This is a genomic window from Desulfopila inferna (assembly GCF_016919005.1).
Lineage (GTDB): Bacteria > Desulfobacterota > Desulfobulbia > Desulfobulbales > Desulfocapsaceae > Desulfopila_A > Desulfopila_A inferna.
The window spans coordinates 207,080-223,645 of record NZ_JAFFQE010000001.1 but is presented as its reverse complement, the minus strand read 5'-3'; the positions used below and the strand labels follow the sequence as shown (position 1 = coordinate 223,645).

Sequence of the window (16,566 nt, the reverse complement as noted above, 5' to 3'; positions counted from 1 at the left end):
AATGAATTCATTGTCATCTATACCGTTCATGGCTACACTGCCAAAAACACTTTGCCTTATTGCTCAAAATTTTATCTAACCCTCTGAGGGCTTCCTGGCATCTTTCTACGAGATTATCAGTGATACATTAATGACAAATCAATCATATTCCCATAATTCATTCAGACACCATGTTGACACTTGGAATTGAGAGTTCATGCGATGATACAGCCGCTGCTGTTTTAGAGGATGACACCACACTATTATCTTCGGTGGTCAGCAGCCAGGATGCTATCCACAGTAGATTTGGCGGGGTAGTACCGGAGTTGGCTTCGAGAAAACACCTGGAATCTATTCATCCGATAGTTGAAGAGGCCCTCGCCCGGGCTGAAAAAAAACTCATGGATATTGATCTTATAGCCGCCACACGGGGGCCTGGACTCATCGGTTCCCTTCTTGTCGGCTTTTCCTACGCCAAAGCTTTATCCTATGTCAGCAAGATACCCTATGTCGGCGTAGATCATCTGGCCGGTCACCTTCTTTCCATTTTTCTCGAAGAAGACACCCCCGCTTTTCCCTATATCGCTCTTATTATTTCCGGAGGAACAACTTCTTTGTTCCTGTGCAGAGGCTATTCCGATTTTCAGCTTCTGGGACGAACCCGGGATGACGCAGCCGGTGAAGCTTTTGACAAGGTCGCCAAGATCCTCGATCTCGGCTATCCGGGAGGTCCGATTGTCGCAAAATTGTCTGACCAGGGTGACAAAAATGCTTATCGCTTCCCCAGAGCATGGCTTGAAGCCGATTCTGTCGATTTTAGTTTCAGTGGTCTGAAGACCGCGGTTTTAAACCAGTGCCATACTTTTCCGGAAAAATCTGGCCTTCCTGCAGCTGACATCTGCGCATCCTTTCAGGAGGCCGTCGTCGATGTCCTGGTTACCAAAACCATGTTCGCCGCCGAGCAGCACCATGTAGATACCATTGTCCTGGGTGGCGGAGTTGCTGCAAACGGCAGACTGCGCCAGGCGATGATGGAAAACTGCGGCGCCCGATCATTTCGACTTTTTTTGCCGCAGCCCCGTTACTGTACCGACAACGCCGCAATGATCGCCATGGCCGGATATCATCAATACCGTGAAACACCCTCATCTCATCCGTTGGAAGGTGATGTCTATTCCCGCTCGACCCTGGGCTAGCGTATTCCGAAAGGATCATCTGTAATTATTTATTCTATTCCCTTACATTTAATTTGGATTAGAGTGTTGATAAAAACTCTTAAGACTCAATCGGTAACCCTCGTCAGGATATTATGATCAAGAAAACAGAACAACAGAAACTGCGGCAGCATAACCTTGCGCCCAGTAAGCGTCTCGGACAAAATTTCCTGATCAATCCTCATACAGCAGAATCTATTGTTGATCGCGCTGCCGTCAACCGGGATGATGTCATTATTGAAGTAGGCGTCGGCCTGGGCGCACTCACCGCCCCACTTGCAGAGCAGGCAAAGAAGGTAATTGGTATAGAAATAGACAGCGGACTTATCCGTTACCATTCTGAAGAAAACGATCTTCCCGAGAATGTCAGCCTCATCCATGGTGATATTCTTAGGGCGAATTTTGCCGATCTTGTGCAGCAGAGCGGTGCCAAACTCAAAATAATCGCCAACCTGCCCTACTCCATCTCCAACCCTTTCATCTTCAAGCTTGTCGACAACAGCGAATATATTGACTGGGTAGTGGTGATGCTGCAGAAAGAGGTGGCTGAGAGGCTCATGTCTGCTCCTTCATCCAAGGAGTATGGTATACCCACAATTCTTTTGGGAAGCTGTGCCCGCGTAAATAAGATCATGCTGATCAGACCGCAGGAGTTTCACCCTCAGCCTAAAATAGATTCTCTGGTCATCCGTCTGGATTTTTACTCCCAGCCCCACCTGGAACTGAACCTGCCCTCTTTTGACCCTGATCTTTTTCGTCGGGTCGTCCGGGCTGGTTTTGCCAAACGCCGCAAAACCCTGTTAAACAACCTTTCCGATTTTTGTACCGGTTTCGGGGAGAAGAAGAGGGCAAAGATAGCCGCAGCCGAGGCGATCAGAGCAGCCGGGCTTGATGCAGGTGAGCGCGCAGAAAATCTTACCTTGCTGGATTTTGTGCATCTGACCAAGGCCATAGCCGAAATGATGACCGATTCAAAGGAAGCTTTGTGAAAAATTTCGTTTACCATAATCCTACCAAGATACTCTTCGGCCGGGACACTATCTCCAGAATCGGTCCCGAGACCGCAACCTATGGCGCCAATGTTCTTCTGGTATACGGACAGGGATCGATCCTGCGAAACGGCGTGCACCACCAGGTCATTGAATCGCTGAACAAGGCCGGCTGCACAGTTGTGGAATTCGGAGGGGTTCAGCCCAATCCCACGCTCAGACAGGTAAAAGAAGGAGTGGACATTCTGCGGCGGAAGAACTGCGGTGTCATCTGCGCGGTGGGTGGCGGTTCGGTAATAGACACAGCCAAGGCCATCAGCTGCGCCCATCCGGCCCCTCATGATGTCTGGAGATTTTTTACAGCAAAGAAAAGCATCAAATCCGCAGTTCCGCTTACCTGCATCGCCACAGTAGCCGGATCAGGATCTGAAAATAACTCAGGCATGGTCATCACCAACGAGGAGAAACAGCACAAATTCGGCTACGGCAGCAGGCTTCTCCATCCCAAAGTCTCGATTCTGGATCCCCGGACAACCTATACGGTCCCGGAGAAACAAACTGCTTATGGAGCGGTCGACATAATCAGCCATCTGGTTGAATTTTACTGCACAAACTCGGTGGAGTTTTTTCCGCTCCAGAAAAGAATTATGGAAGGGATCATCGAGAGCGTGATGCAGAATACGGAAATAGCCCTTAGGAATCCGACCGACTATGATTCCAGGGCACAGCTCCTCTGGTCGGCATCTCTGGCACTCAGTGGTTTACCGTCGGCCGGGCTGGGCAGGGTCGGAATGCCCATGCATCTGATAGAACATTCCATATCCGCCCTGCATGACACCATTCATGGAGCTGGTCTTGCAGTTATATTGCCGGCTTGGCTAGAGTTTGAAGGCAGAAGCCGGCCACGCAAAATTGCCGGCCTGGGCCGACGTCTGTTTGGTCTGGCGGGAGCAGACGATGAGGATATTGCCGCAGCGACAGCACAGCAGTTTAAACAATGGTTTGAACAAATCAATTGCCCTGTGTCCTTGACCTCGCTGATAGGAGAATGCAATCTCCTGCCGATCGGCGAAAACACCCGTTTTCTCGCCAAGATCTGGAGATTACAGGAGTACGACAGGGAGAAGGTTCTCTCGATCCTTGATCTCTGCCGATAATTGGCTACAGATTACTCCTTGTCGTCCGCTTTTTCGTCCGACTCACTCTCGTTCTTCGGTTTGCCAATCTGCTCACCTGAACCGTCCAGTCCGGGCAGGGTAAGGTTCTTAGCCTTTTCATCTCTGTTCTCGACACCTGCGGCTTCAACTACACGTCGAACCACTCTGTTCGACACGCGTTTTCCTTTGGCTGTGGCACCCTTTATCAGGTGTTCTTCAAAATCAATTTCAACAATATTTGATTTTGCCCGAGGGGAAGGCACCAGACTGACGCGGGCAAACTTTCCATGCCCGTGCAAAAGGAGGAGAATTTTCGATCTTTTGTGCTGATTGAAAAGATAATACTCTTTTTCCAGGATAAAACTAGGGGTTTCAAATCGTTTCGCATAAGAGAGATTTTCTTCTCCATCCCGATAGACCATATTGAAACACTGGCCCTTTTCAACCGTTCCAAACCATTCCAGTTCGTGGCCGACAAAAAGCTTATCTGTCACCGGAATTATTTTGTACATTCCGTTTGAAAAGATGAGGAAGAGCTTGTCGTATTCGGAACATGCCAGGGAAATGTCAGTTTTTTCGTCTTCAGCCTTAATACTGTACCCCAGAAAACCGGTTGATCTGTTGTACACCACATTGAGATTGGACAAAGCCACCTTGCGGATACTGACTTCTTTAAATTCAGTAATCTCCGTCTGCCGCGGGTAGGATTTCCCATATTTTGCCAGTAATTTCTCAATGTAAGAAATAGTGAAGCCGATAGTATCTTTAAGGTTGGTTTGTATAATTTTAATATCCTTGTTTATGGTACGGATTTCCTTGTGCTGTTTGTCAATGTCATAACGGGAGATGCGCTTTATCCTGATCTCGAGCAACTTCTCCACATCTTCTCTGGAAACATCGCGAACCAGCTCTTCCCTGTAGGGGAGCAGTGATTCTTCCACGGTCTTGACCACTCCGCTATAGCTTTTTTCTTCCTCTATCTGTTTATAGAGCCGTTCTTCTATGAAAATCTGTTCCAGTTTTCGGGCATGGAGCTTTTCCAGTAATCGGCTCAGCTCGATCTCCAGTTCCTTGGTCAGGTCCGCTACCAGCTTGGTGGTGTTATGTTTGAGCACCTTCGTTACGGTACTGGTTTCCGGCACTTCTTCCCTGATAAGGGTGAGATTCGGGGTAATCGATACTTCACAGTCGGTAAACGCATAAAGCGCCTTGATAGTATCCTTGGCGTAAATACCTCTGGCAAGTTTTATCTCTATCTCAACTTCTTCCGCGGTGTAGTCGTTGATAGAAGTTATTTTCAGTTTTCCGGATTTCGCCGCCTTCTCTACAGAGTCGATCAATGATTCGGTGGTCGTTGAATACGGTATCTCCTTAATAACTATGGTTTTCTCATTCAGCTCTTCTATCTTGGCACGGCAACGCAACCTGCCGTTGCCATCCTCATATTGCGAGACATCGAGAAAACCCTTTTTGATAAAATCGGGATAAAGTATGAACTCTTCATCTTTAAGTATTTTTATCTGGGCCTCGAGCACTTCACGGAAATTGTGAGGCATTATCTTGGTAGCCATACCCACAGCTATACCTTCGGCACCAAGCAGCAGCAGCATTGGGATTTTGGCGGGCAGGCTGACTGGCTCAAGCATGCGGCCATCGTAGGATTCTTCAAATTCCGTCAGATCCTTGTTGAAGAGAACTTCTTTGGCCAGAGGGGTCAGCCGGCATTCTATATATCGGGGAGCCGAGGCCTGATCACCGGTAAAAATATTGCCGAAATTTCCCTGTGTTTCGATGAGAAAACCCTTATTGGCCAGATTGACCAAAGCGGCAAAAATAGAGGCGTCGCCGTGAGGATGAAGCTTCATTGTTTCCCCGACGACATTGGCCACCTTATGAAAACGGCCGTCATCCATATTATACAATGTTTGCAGAATTCGACGCTGTACAGGCTTAAAACCGTCATCGATATCGGGTATGGCCCTTTCCCTGATTACATAAGAGGTATATTCAAGGAAGTTTTCATCAAAAAGCCTGTGTAGTTTTCCGTGGGGTGTGTACATAGTTACGTCTGCAGTGATATGTATCTGTTAATATTTCCGGATAGGTACTAAACCAGATGTTCCATGATATACTGTTTCCTGTCCGGAGTATTTTTGCCCATATAAAATGAGAGTACTTTCGCCACCTCGCTTACCGAGTCCATGTTTACCGTCCGCAGCCTGATATCGGCTCCGATAAACTGTTTGAACTCCTTTGGTGAAATTTCCCCCAATCCCTTGAATCGTGTGGTTTCCACATTTTTGGCATCTTTGCCGCGTCCTTTGAGTTTTCTGGTAGCCGCCTCCCTTTCCTTCTCGGAATAGCAGTATATGGTCTCTTTCTTGTTGCGCACACGAAAGATAGGTGTCTCAAGGATGTGGACATGCCCCATCTTCACCAGAGGTTCAAAATAATGCAGAAAAAAGGTGAGCAGTAAATTACGGATATGCAGGCCGTCGACATCGGCATCGGTTGCCAGTATTACCTTATCAAAACGCAGACCGGCAATGGAATCCTCAATATCAAGCGCCCGCATCAATGAATACAACTCTTCGTTTTTATACAATATGGCAAGCTTTTGTCCAAAAACATTCATAGGTTTTCCCTTGAGGGAGAAAACCGCCTGCGTCATCGGATCCCGCGAGGAAACAATCGAACCGGCCGCCGACTGGCCCTCGGTGATGAAGATCATGTTTTCCCTGCCGTCAGTAGATGGTTTGTTTCTGGCCGGATGATATTTACAATCCTTGAGCTGGGAGATTTTCAGTGCCACCTTTTTGGCTTTGGCCCTGGCCTCTTTACGCACGCTCTGCAGCTCTTTTCTCACCCTTTCATTGCGAAGGATCTTTTCAATCATTATCTCCGCGGCATCTGTATCTTTGTACAACGCACTGGAAACCGCATCTTTGACGGTATTGACGATCCAGGAACGTATCTCGGTGTTGCCGAGCTTGTTTTTTGTTTGAGACTCAAAAACAGGTTCTTTAATTTTTATGGCAAGCGTCCCGAAAATACCGTCACGCACGTCTTTGCTGACGAACTTCTTACTGGAATATTCGTTAATTCCTTTTAATATACCTTCTCTGAAGGCGGAGAGGTGCGTTCCTCCCTCACTGGTATAGGTACCATTGACAAAGCTATAGTAGGTATCGCCATAGGAATCGATATGAGATAAAGCAAATTCCAGGGTGGGGTCCTTGTAGTACATGGGCCGGTATAATTCTCCGCCGTCCAGTTCTTTCTCGAGGAGATCAAGGAGTCCTTTCGATGAATAATAGCAATTTTTATTGAGATACAGCTTTAAGCCGGCATTGAGATAGGCATATCTCCATAGTCTTTTGTCTATGAATTCCAGATCAAAGAAATATTCCGGGAAAAGTTGAGGGTCAGGTTCGAATTCTATAAGTGTGCCGTTTTTTTCAGTGCTTTCGCCACTCTCTTCAGAGACCAGCTTCCCCCGTTTGAAAATTGCCGCGGCAAATTTGCCTTCGCGAAATGCGGATACCTTAAAAAAACGTGAAAGTGCGTTAACTGCTTTTGTGCCTACACCATTCAGCCCAACCGAAAACTGAAAGACATCCGTATTGTATTTTGCACCGGTATTTATGGTGGACACACAGTCAACCAGTTTGCCGAGCGGTATACCCCTGCCGAAATCCCTGACCGTCACGAATCCGTTGTCACCGATGGTGATATTGATTCTTTTGCCGGATCCCATGATGAACTCATCAACGGCATTGTCAACTACTTCCTTAAGCAGGATATAGATGCCGTCATCCTGGTTACTGCCGTCGCCCAGACGTCCGATATACATGCCGGGCCGTTTGCGAATGTGTTCCAGAGAACTCAGTGTTTTAATTTTGCTTTCGTCGTATATGTCTGCGGATGTACTCATTATTTAGGCATTTATTATGGTTTAGGGAACGAGAAGAAATTGTCGAAATACTATTGTATTTGAGTTTTTTTATCAACAAATCTCTGCTATCGGCAAAAGATAAAATATTCTGATTTTCAACAAAAATCCTTCTCTTCCCGATAAGGCTTCTGCCGCTTTCCCACCATAAACAGGCGGTCACAACCCATGGGATGGCGTGATCGGGATCACATCTGCAGCATGCCCGGCACTCTACTGCAGGGGAAGAAAAAATATTCTTATTTCCCACTTGTTGCTTTATCGTTTATTCTGTATTCTCTTGGCCTGTCGCCGTATACCATTTACCGGATGAGATGAGATTATATTCCCGCAGTTCTAAAGCATGACTCAAATACGACCTAAACCATTACTTCTCTACAGTTATCTTGCCACCGAGATGCTTGCTCCATTTTTTGCAAGTTTCATTATAATGAACTGCATTTTTTTTCTGGTAAGGCTGATTCCTTTTCTCGATGTTGTTCTGGAACTGGACATAAGCTTCTCTGACTTCATCAGGTCGTTGTCCTATCTGTTTCCTAATATGATGATTTATTCCATACCCATGTCAGCCATGATGGGGGTAATTATCGGCTTCACCCGACTCAGCAATGATGCTGAGATTCTGGCGTTTAAAGCATGCGGCATCAGTCTCTACAATGTATTGCCTCCCGTCATCGTTGTGTCTCTCCTCATCTCTATGATATCAGCCTACATTTCCATTAATCTTATCCCGGCAGGTGAAATTGCCATGAAACAGCTGTTCTATCAGCTTACCAAGGAGAAGATCGACAGGGGAATAAAAGAGAAGGAATTTACAGCTGCACTTGGAGATCTTGTTGTATACGTTGAAGATATAGATGAGCAGACGAATAAATGGCGCGATGTCTGGGTATCGGACATGCGGGGTCAGAGCACTCCCTCTATTACCATGGCACAAACAGGTGGTATGTCGGCAGATATAAAGGACATGGCTGTCACCATAGATCTCTTCAACGGAAGCCTTCATCGAACCGGAGAAGAACAGAGCCAGATTGTCATTTTCGACAGATATACGGTCAACATTCCCCTGACCCTTCCTGCGACCAAAAACACCGTGGTCGGGATTAAGGCAATGAATATGAAGGAGCTCCGGCAGGCGGCATTAACCCATGGTTCCCACAGTGAGACCGGTCGTGACTATCTCATTGAATTTCACAAAAGACTGGTTCTTCCGGTGGGGTGCCTGATCATGAGCCTGATGGCCCTGCCGCTTGGTCTGCAGTCAGGTCCCGGCAAACGAGCAATCGGCATTCCTCTTGGATTGGGATTCTTTATTTTTTACTATGTTGTCTATACGATCGGCAAGACACTGGCTGAAGATTCACTTTTACCCGTTGGTCTTTCGATGTGGGCGCCAAACATCTTCTTTTCCCTGCTCACCATGGGTGCAATCTATCGAGTTGCAAGCGAGAAGCCTCTCTTTTCAGAGGCTTTAAATAACAAACTCATCGTGCTCCGCCAAAAGCTGGACGAAATGAAGCTCCAAAGGCAACAACGCAACAAATAAGAAGTTTGATAGTCCCTCTTCCTGCATTATTCTGTTTTCTGGAGCTTGGTGGCATCTTCGATTGCTTTTTTAAGCGCCGCCAGGTGTACATATCCTGCATAATGAACAGGGCTTTTTCCGGAAATAGGATCAAAGGCGGCTGGATTGGCAAAACAATTCTGCTGCACTCGCAACGGCAGCTTAACCAGGGCCTCTTGAACCGGACTTCCGATTGTGTCGATAATTGCAGCCCAGGTTGCTCCGCAAGGCGCTCCACGCAAAACCTCAATGCCGACAATACGGTCATTTTCGATCTCGACACTGTATTCCGGAAAACCAAACTGTCTGCCATATTCTCCAAGTTTCTCACCTCTGCCCAGACCACAGCAGGTAAAAGGCGTATACCCTTTTCCTGGCTTTCCGGTAGTTACAACCGGTATATTTTTTTGCTCACACAACTCAACCAGATAAGCTGACAAATCAGGATGCTTAAGGAAATTTAAAACCAGATCCCCCTGAAAATCCTGTTTGACATACTCTTCGGGAAATTCAACAACTTCTGGAAAACCTTCATCAATGGAAAAAAGATCCTTAATGATCAGTTGTCGACCATATTTTTTGATGCCCTCAATTTTTTTCAGAGCCGAGCCGTTTTGTTGAAAAACAATAATGTCCATATTTTCACCTGTCAGATAAATCTATACGATGCAGAGTGCGGAGTCTAATCTGCACCTGCCGAATATCCATGATTGAATTGATAACGCCTGATATGGAGCCTTGTCAAGTACCATTATCCCGTATATCGTTCATCGAAGTTGCCGAGATGGACTCTGCGATAAACGCAGACTTCGAGAAAGTTCGATTTGTTGCTATAATCTATAAGCCAGACGCTTACCGGGTTCAGTTGATTTAGGCACTCCTGGAAATAGTCATACATTACAAGAAAATCGAAAAATACTTAAAAGCAGAACAGCTCAAATATACCTACAAGAAACTCAACCGGGCTCTATTGAATTATAATTTTATGGCAGAGCATCCTTAATTACGTTAAAATATAACATGTTAGTTGCACAACAGCTAATTCAGCATTACTTCATATAAGAACACTCTGTCTCTTTATTAAAAGACACAACATCACTCCGCTGGAGATAACTCTATGAAACTGCCGAAAGCACATGAAATGCAGGCTTTGGACAGATGCGCCATAGAACATTTTGGCATCCCGGGAATAGTCTTGATGGAAAATGCCGGCTTAGGCACCGTCTTGATGATGGAGCAGAAACTTGGACCCGGTAAAGACAAATTCGCCATTATCTTCGTCGGACCAGGCAATAATGGGGGTGACGGACTCGTCATAGGGCGGCATCTCCATCAGCGAGGCTGCCATCCTATCTTCTTCTTTCTGGTCAGTCCGGATTCGCTCAAAGGAGATGCAGCAGTCAACCTCAATATTATCAGGCAGCTCAAACTCCCATTTCATGTGGTCGACAACTCGACCAGGGTCGAAACCGTTCCGGTTCTCTACAAACAGATTGAATCACGAGGGAAACCATGTTATTGCGTGATCGACGCTATTTTCGGCACCGGACTCTCTAGAAGCCTGGAAGGTCATTTCGCCAATGCGATCAACTTGATCAATCGTCCCGATTTTGCCCATAATGTCCCGGTTGTATCCGTCGACATTCCTTCAGGAATGGACTCCGATAGTGGTAGGATTCTGGGGACTTCCGTCGTTGCGAATCTCACCGCCACCTTCGGCTGCGCCAAACCGGGCCAAATCATGCACGGCAGTTCAGAACTCACTGGAACGCTGCAGATAATCGATATCGGTATACCGCCGGAAGCGTTTGCCAAATCTCCTATTCCCACGGAACTCGTTACCGAAGACATTGCCGGGACCTGGCTAAAAAAACTGAGCCGTGATAAGTCATCACACAAAGGCTCCCACGGTCATCTCTTTGTCATCGCCGGTTCCGCAGGCAAAACCGGAGCTGCCGTTCTTACGGCAAGAGGTGCTTTACGCAGCGGCTGCGGCCTGGTCACACTCGCTGCCCCTTATGACCTTAATGCTATTCTGGAAAGCAGCGTGATCGAGGCGATGACACTGCCCCTTCCGACATCGTCATCTATTATCAATGTCAGTGATCTCCCCTTTATCATAAAACATTTGAATAATAAAAATGTTATCGTCATCGGACCGGGCCTGGGGCAGGACAAGCGTACGGCCGAACTTGTCGTTCATCTGTACAATCACGTTTCGCGCCCCATGGTTGTCGATGCCGATGCCCTGAATATTCTGGCCCGGCATCGTGAGAAAATTCAAAAACCGGCCGGACCGAGAATCCTGACTCCCCACCCCGGAGAATTGGCACGGCTGACTGATACTACCACCCAAACGATCCAGGATAACAGACTCGAGGCTGCTCGTGAAGCACATGCATCGTTCAACAATGATAAACAGGTTATTATCGTGCTCAAGGGAGACGGAACCGTCATTGTCTCTGATAATGGATATGCCATGATCAATACCAGCGGCAATCCGGGGATGGCTACAGGCGGTATGGGAGATGTGCTGAGTGGAGTAATAGGTTCATTGATAAGTCAGGGACTCAGCTGTCTCGAGGCCACAGCCGCGGGTGTTTTTCTGCACGGTACCGCCGCGGATGAACTTCATCTTCGTGCCGGCTACGGATTCAGCGCAACAGAGGTTGCCGATCAGATTCCATTTACCTTGAGGAGATTCCTTCAACAGGAGACGTTATGAAACAAGCTAAAGATATCATGACCACCAAGGTCATAACCGTTACTCCGCAGACAACCGTCAGCGAACTTGCACAACTGTTGACGGAAAACAATATCAGTGGTGCTCCGGTGGTTGATTCCAACAACACCCTGATTGGAGTAGTCACGGAAAACGATTTGGTTTATCAGCAGAAAAAGGTCCACATCCCCACTGTCATCAACATACTTGATTCGGTCATCTACCTGGAAAGTCAAGAGAAAATGCGTGAAGAAATGCAGAAGATCACCGGTGTCACCGTCAACGAAATTTATACTAAAAACGTAAAAACGGTAAATACATCAACACTGCTCGAAGATATCGCCACCATAATGGCTGAGAAAAAGATCCATACCATCCCCGTGGTCGAGGGTGATCAGTTGGTCGGTGTAATCGGCCGAAGGGATATTATCAAGACCTTGATCTCGTAGACATTGGAAATTAACTCTCTCGCTTTTTGGGGTTATGTTGATCAGCAAATTTTCAGGAGGGGGTTAAAAATCGATGCCCACTCTCTCTCTGAGTATCGAGCGCGACCCTAGGCCGTGTTGCAATGCGGAATGTGGGCTTTTTCCAAGATTTTCACCATTGATAAACTCGTAAAAACCTAAATTTTCGGATGGCTAAGTAAAAAACTTCATATGCTAGGCGCGTAAAATTTCTATTATTTCGGCGTACTAAGGTACGTCGTAATGATAGAAATTTTGCAGCAACGACGCAGATGAAGAGTTTTTACGACGCCATCACCATTGAATTGGCTCAATTCCGCGGGTTTCGAGATAATAATTGCATTTTTTAAAAACGTCCGAACCGAGGAAACCCCGATGGGCAGAGAGCGGCGAGGGATGGCTCGTCTTCAATACCAGATGGTTATCGTGATCAATGAGTGCGGCCTTTTTCTGAGCGAAGGCTCCCCATAACATAAAGACCAGAAACTCCCTTTTATTTGAAAGGGTTTCAATAATATTATCCGTTATCTTGTGCCAGCCTATATTGGCATGCGAATTCGGTGATTTGGCTATAACCGTTAAACTGGCATTCAAGAGCAGTACTCCCTGCTGCGCCCACCTGGTCAGATCTGTTGAAAATACTTTCTCCTTATCATCCTGATATATGCTCCTCCTGATTTCCTTGAAGATATTCTGCAGCGAGGGTGGTGCGGGAATTCCCTCCTGCACGGAAAAGCAGAGACCGTGGGCTTCAGGCCCAAGGCGCTGATGTTCGTTAAAGTACGGATCCTGACCGATTATTACCACTTTGACGGCATCAAAGGCCGTCAATCGCATCGAATTGAAAGTATTCTCCCGTCGGGGATACACCTTTCTTCCGGCGGAGAGCTCTCCATGGGCCTTTTCGAGCAGTTGTCTATGGCAGCCCTGCTGTAGCTGAGGCACCTGTTCTTCCCATAACATTTTCTTTCTCTGAATGATATTAGTAACCTTATTCGTGAAAAACTGACAAACAACTAGGAGTGTGTCGGAGAATTGCAATTATTCCTCAGATTAAGGCGTTTTTAGGAAATCAAGCACAGCCATATACTTAATATCGGAGTCTGCGCTTACCTGCGAGCATTGATTTTCTAAAAACAACGCCAAGATGGGCCGGTAAGCGAAGACTCCGAGAAGTGCTTTCTCCGACAGGCTCCTAGAAAACGAAAAACAAAGATAGGGCTTTCTCGAAGTCGGCGCATATCGCGACGCCATCAAAAATGAATGGGATCTATACATTGGCTCCTGAAGCCAAGCCGCTTATCCTGCAGGGTTATTGACTATGCAGTCACAATGGTATCTCGGTAATGAAGATGAATCCTGCCGATTATCCGGGCAAGACTGTCTTCATCTGTTGCCGTAAGTGCATTGAACTTATTCAGTATATTCTTTCCCATCGGTTTATTGAGGCATTTTGCGGGGTTTAATACCACAATAGTTCCATTGTTCTCAAGAAGCTTTATCAGTCCGAAATCTCCCTGCCGTTCCTTTCCGGAAAGAAATATTGCCGTAGTACGCTCCTTGAACACCGTGGCGATTGAATGGATTGTTTTATCTACAGGAAAATCCTCCACACCACTCTCTGAACATTTGAGAGAATAATCGGCACTGAAAGGTTTTAAGAAGATGTTTTCATTATCACAGCCGACATAACAGTTGCCACCCTGAATAGAGAGACCGTTTTTTATTCGGACAACATTCACAGTACTGATTTCGTCAAGATATTGAGCAAATGCATCAACATGCTCTACGGTACCATCGATAATAATAAATATTGCACCATTCATATCCTGATGAAGCTGCGGAACCAATTTGAGCAGATTAATAAATGCTCCTTCCCCGGCGACGATGATTGAGAGACAATTTGCCCTTCTATATTTATTTCGCTGTTCAAGAGAAATATATTCACCGCAGGTGGTGCATAATACCCCGCCCTGATCTTGATTTTCTGGTATAATCAGCTCTTCTTTCGACCCACATTCCTCACAGAAGACCAGAGTTTTTACCCGGGATTTTTTGCCGTCTTCTGCGGGCAGTTTGGCAAAGATCGGCTCAACTGCACCAATGGTTACTTCCGAGGCGCATATGACCTTTTCAGTGAGTTCTTCCCGCAAAAAACTGTCCGATGCAGTTGTATGAAAACTGTCTTTGCAGAAAAAATCTACTGCTCCATTTTTCAGGGCATCAAAACATCTCGCAGTACCGGCCTGAGTGATTCTTGAAAACATAATAGTTGGGGTGGGGATGTGAATCATGAGATGCTGCAGTGCGGTCATGCCGTCCATCAGCGGCATCTCAAAGTCCATGAGAATCACATCGGGCTTCACCTGTAAAATGAGTTCCAGTGCCTCAATGCCGTTTACCGCTTCACCGACCACTTCAATCTGCCGATGTCCCTTGAGTAATCGGCTGAGGATTGTTCTGTATTGTATGGAGTCATCCACGATGACGACTCGAACGTGATCCCTCTGCTCCGTCAAATCCATTTTCTTCAATTTAGATTTCCCCTCCAGTCCCCTGATGGTTTGATCTATTCCAGCCCGTGGATTCCCGGGTAGCGGCAGGGCAACTGCCGTCTATCATCTCCCGGAAGAATACAGGTTATGATCTTTAATATATTTAAATACGGCGGGTGCTATAGCATCCTTTGGCAAAGTGGAACTACCAGCAGTTTTTCGAATATCGGTTGATGATACGTCAGCTAATTCAAGCTCGAGATAATATATTTTGCGCTTTGACGAAGCATTATACCAGTGATCAACTTTCTTTTGGTAATGGAGTGATGCTATACATTCCTGCAGGTCACTAACAGTATAGCCTGGTCTGGCAGCAACGATAAAATGAACCTGGCCGATTACTTTTTCATACTCCTTCCAGGTATGAATATCAAGAAAAGCATCGATGCCGATTATAAAATAGTATTCAGTAGCGCAGGTATTTTTTTGCAGAAGATGATTCAGAGTGTCTACGGTATAGGTGGGAGGAGGCAGGTCTTTTTCTACTTCACATACGGAAAAACGGCTTTCACCTTCTGTTGCCAGAGTCAGCATTGCTACTCTATGGTGAAAGGCAGTCAGGTGTTTCCGCGACTTGTGGGGCGGAGAGGCTGCCGGTATGAAAACAACTTCTGCAAGACGGCAATATTCAAGGGCATGCCGGGCAAGTTCTATGTGACCGACATGAACGGGATCGAAAGTGCCGCCGAACAAACCTGTTGCCCGCATCAGCTTCTCACCTGCCCCTCGCCGAATACCACGAATTTTTTCGTGGTCAGCTCTTCAAGCCCCATTGGGCCATAGGCGTGCAGTTTGGTGGTACTGATACCGATCTCGGCGCCAAGACCGAGTTGGCTGCCGTCGTTAAATCGAGTTGAGGCGTTGACCATTACCGCCGAGGCGTCTATTTCCCGGACAAATTTATGTGCCAGAGAATAATCTTCTGTTAAAATACATTCGGTATGTTGTGAACCATATCGTTCAATATATTCCTTGGCCTCATCGTACCCCTCCACAACTTTCACCGTGAGTATCAGGTCCAGGAATTCAGTGCCCCAGTCGGAATCATCTGCTTGTTCGATGTTTGCCTCAATTTTCACGGCCTTCTCACAGCCGAGCAGCCGAACTCCGTGCCGATGAAGCGCCCCGGCTATGACAGGAAGGTAATGTTCTGCGATATCCTGATGGATCAGTAATCCCTCAAGCGCATTACATACACCCGGCCGCTGCACCTTCCCATTGAGGATAATCGGAGTGGCCTTGTCGAGATCGGCCAGCCGGTCGACAAATATATGACAAACACCTTTATAATGCTTTAACACTGGGATCCGGCTGTTTTCAGAAACGAAACGAATCAGGCCCTCACCACCACGGGGAATGAGAAGATCGATATATTTTTCCTGGCGCAGCAGTACAGAGACCGCTTCTCGTTCTTTAACCGGAATCACCTGGACTGTATTCTCATTGAGGCCGCAGAGAATAAGGGCCTCCTGCAGGACCCCAGCCAGAGCGTTATTGGAATGGAATGCCTCCGAACCTCCCCTGAGAATAACACAGTTACCGGCCTTAAGGCACAGGGCCGCGGCGTCCACCGTGACATTGGGACGGGATTCATAAATCATGCCGATCACTCCCAGGGGAACATTCATGCGTCCGACCAGCATTTCGTTGGGACGGCGAGCCAGTGAACTGATCCTGCCCACCGGATCCGGGAGTGAAATAACCTCTTCAAGACCGGCTATCATAGAATCTATGACAGCATCGGAGAGGTGCAGCCGATCCAGCATGGCCGAGGAAAGTCCTGCTTTTTTGCCGCTTTCCAGGTCCTTAGCATTTTCTTCTTGTATAAATGCTCTGCGTTTATCGAGCAGGTCGGCAATTTTGGCAAGCACCCTGTTCTTGATCTCAGATGAGGCAGATTGAAAAGCGCGCGAGGCCTGCCGAGCTCTCCGGCTTACAGAGATAATGTCTTTTTCCAGTGCATTCAT

At 46.9% G+C, this 16,566-nt stretch carries 13 protein-coding genes; 6 read left to right on the top strand and 7 right to left on the bottom strand.

The window, feature by feature from the left end:
• Positions 1–170 precede the first annotated feature (170 nt).
• The 3 genes from tsaD to JWG88_RS00880 all read left to right on the top strand — a co-directional run bounded on the left by tsaD (position 171) and on the right by JWG88_RS00880 (position 3,339).
• Entirely contained in the window at positions 171–1,175 is a 1,005-nt protein-coding gene (gene tsaD / locus JWG88_RS00890) for a tRNA (adenosine(37)-N6)-threonylcarbamoyltransferase complex transferase subunit TsaD (RefSeq protein ID WP_205231799.1), read from the top strand.
• 113 nt (positions 1,176–1,288) lie between these two features.
• Positions 1,289–2,182 (top strand): 16S rRNA (adenine(1518)-N(6)/adenine(1519)-N(6))-dimethyltransferase RsmA, encoded by an 894-nt coding sequence (rsmA, locus tag JWG88_RS00885; protein WP_205231798.1) that lies wholly within the window; start codon positions 1,289–1,291, stop codon positions 2,180–2,182.
• Complete coding sequence (locus JWG88_RS00880) at positions 2,179–3,339, top strand: iron-containing alcohol dehydrogenase (RefSeq protein ID WP_205231797.1); 1,161 nt, start codon at positions 2,179–2,181, stop codon at positions 3,337–3,339. Before rsmA ends, JWG88_RS00880 begins: the two co-directional genes overlap by 4 nt.
• Before the next feature lie 11 nt (positions 3,340–3,350).
• Here the strand turns inward: JWG88_RS00880 and JWG88_RS00875 are convergent, their stop codons facing one another.
• Complete coding sequence (locus JWG88_RS00875; protein ID WP_205231796.1) at positions 3,351–5,399, bottom strand: DNA topoisomerase IV subunit A; 2,049 nt, start codon at positions 5,397–5,399, stop codon at positions 3,351–3,353.
• A gap of 47 nt (positions 5,400–5,446) precedes the next feature.
• Positions 5,447–7,273: a DNA topoisomerase IV subunit B gene (locus JWG88_RS00870; RefSeq protein WP_205231795.1), complete on the bottom strand. Its 1,827-nt coding sequence runs from the start codon at positions 7,271–7,273 to the stop codon at positions 5,447–5,449.
• A gap of 361 nt (positions 7,274–7,634) precedes the next feature.
• Between JWG88_RS00870 and JWG88_RS00865 the strand changes: the two genes are divergently transcribed.
• Positions 7,635–8,837, top strand: coding sequence for an LptF/LptG family permease (locus JWG88_RS00865; RefSeq protein WP_205231794.1), 1,203 nt, complete (start codon positions 7,635–7,637; stop codon positions 8,835–8,837).
• Positions 8,838–8,863: 26 nt separating this feature from the next.
• Here JWG88_RS00865 and dfsP read toward each other — a convergent pair whose 3' ends face one another.
• Positions 8,864–9,493, bottom strand: coding sequence for a DUF166 family (seleno)protein DfsP (gene dfsP / locus JWG88_RS00860; protein WP_205231793.1), 630 nt, complete (start codon positions 9,491–9,493; stop codon positions 8,864–8,866).
• Between the two features lie 479 nt (positions 9,494–9,972).
• Between dfsP and JWG88_RS00855 the strand changes: the two genes are divergently transcribed.
• Positions 9,973–11,580, top strand: a complete 1,608-nt coding sequence (locus JWG88_RS00855) for an NAD(P)H-hydrate dehydratase (RefSeq protein ID WP_205231792.1) — start codon at positions 9,973–9,975, stop codon at positions 11,578–11,580.
• A complete protein-coding gene (locus tag JWG88_RS00850) occupies positions 11,577–12,026 on the top strand; it encodes a CBS domain-containing protein (RefSeq protein ID WP_205231791.1) in 450 nt (149 codons plus the stop codon). Before JWG88_RS00855 ends, JWG88_RS00850 begins: the two co-directional genes overlap by 4 nt.
• Positions 12,027–12,338: 312 nt before the next feature.
• Here the strand turns inward: JWG88_RS00850 and ung are convergent, their stop codons facing one another.
• The 4 genes from ung to JWG88_RS00830 all read right to left on the bottom strand — a co-directional run bounded on the left by ung (position 12,339) and on the right by JWG88_RS00830 (position 16,566).
• Positions 12,339–13,007, bottom strand: coding sequence for a uracil-DNA glycosylase (gene ung, locus JWG88_RS00845; RefSeq protein WP_205231790.1), 669 nt, complete (start codon positions 13,005–13,007; stop codon positions 12,339–12,341).
• Between the two features lie 356 nt (positions 13,008–13,363).
• Complete coding sequence (locus tag JWG88_RS00840; RefSeq protein ID WP_240194250.1) at positions 13,364–14,569, bottom strand: chemotaxis protein CheB; 1,206 nt, start codon at positions 14,567–14,569, stop codon at positions 13,364–13,366.
• A gap of 93 nt (positions 14,570–14,662) precedes the next feature.
• Complete coding sequence (nadD, locus tag JWG88_RS00835) at positions 14,663–15,307, bottom strand: nicotinate-nucleotide adenylyltransferase (protein ID WP_205231788.1); 645 nt, start codon at positions 15,305–15,307, stop codon at positions 14,663–14,665.
• A complete protein-coding gene (locus tag JWG88_RS00830) occupies positions 15,307–16,566 on the bottom strand; it encodes a glutamate-5-semialdehyde dehydrogenase (RefSeq protein ID WP_205231787.1) in 1,260 nt (419 codons plus the stop codon). The genes nadD and JWG88_RS00830 overlap by 1 nt, the downstream gene beginning before the upstream one ends.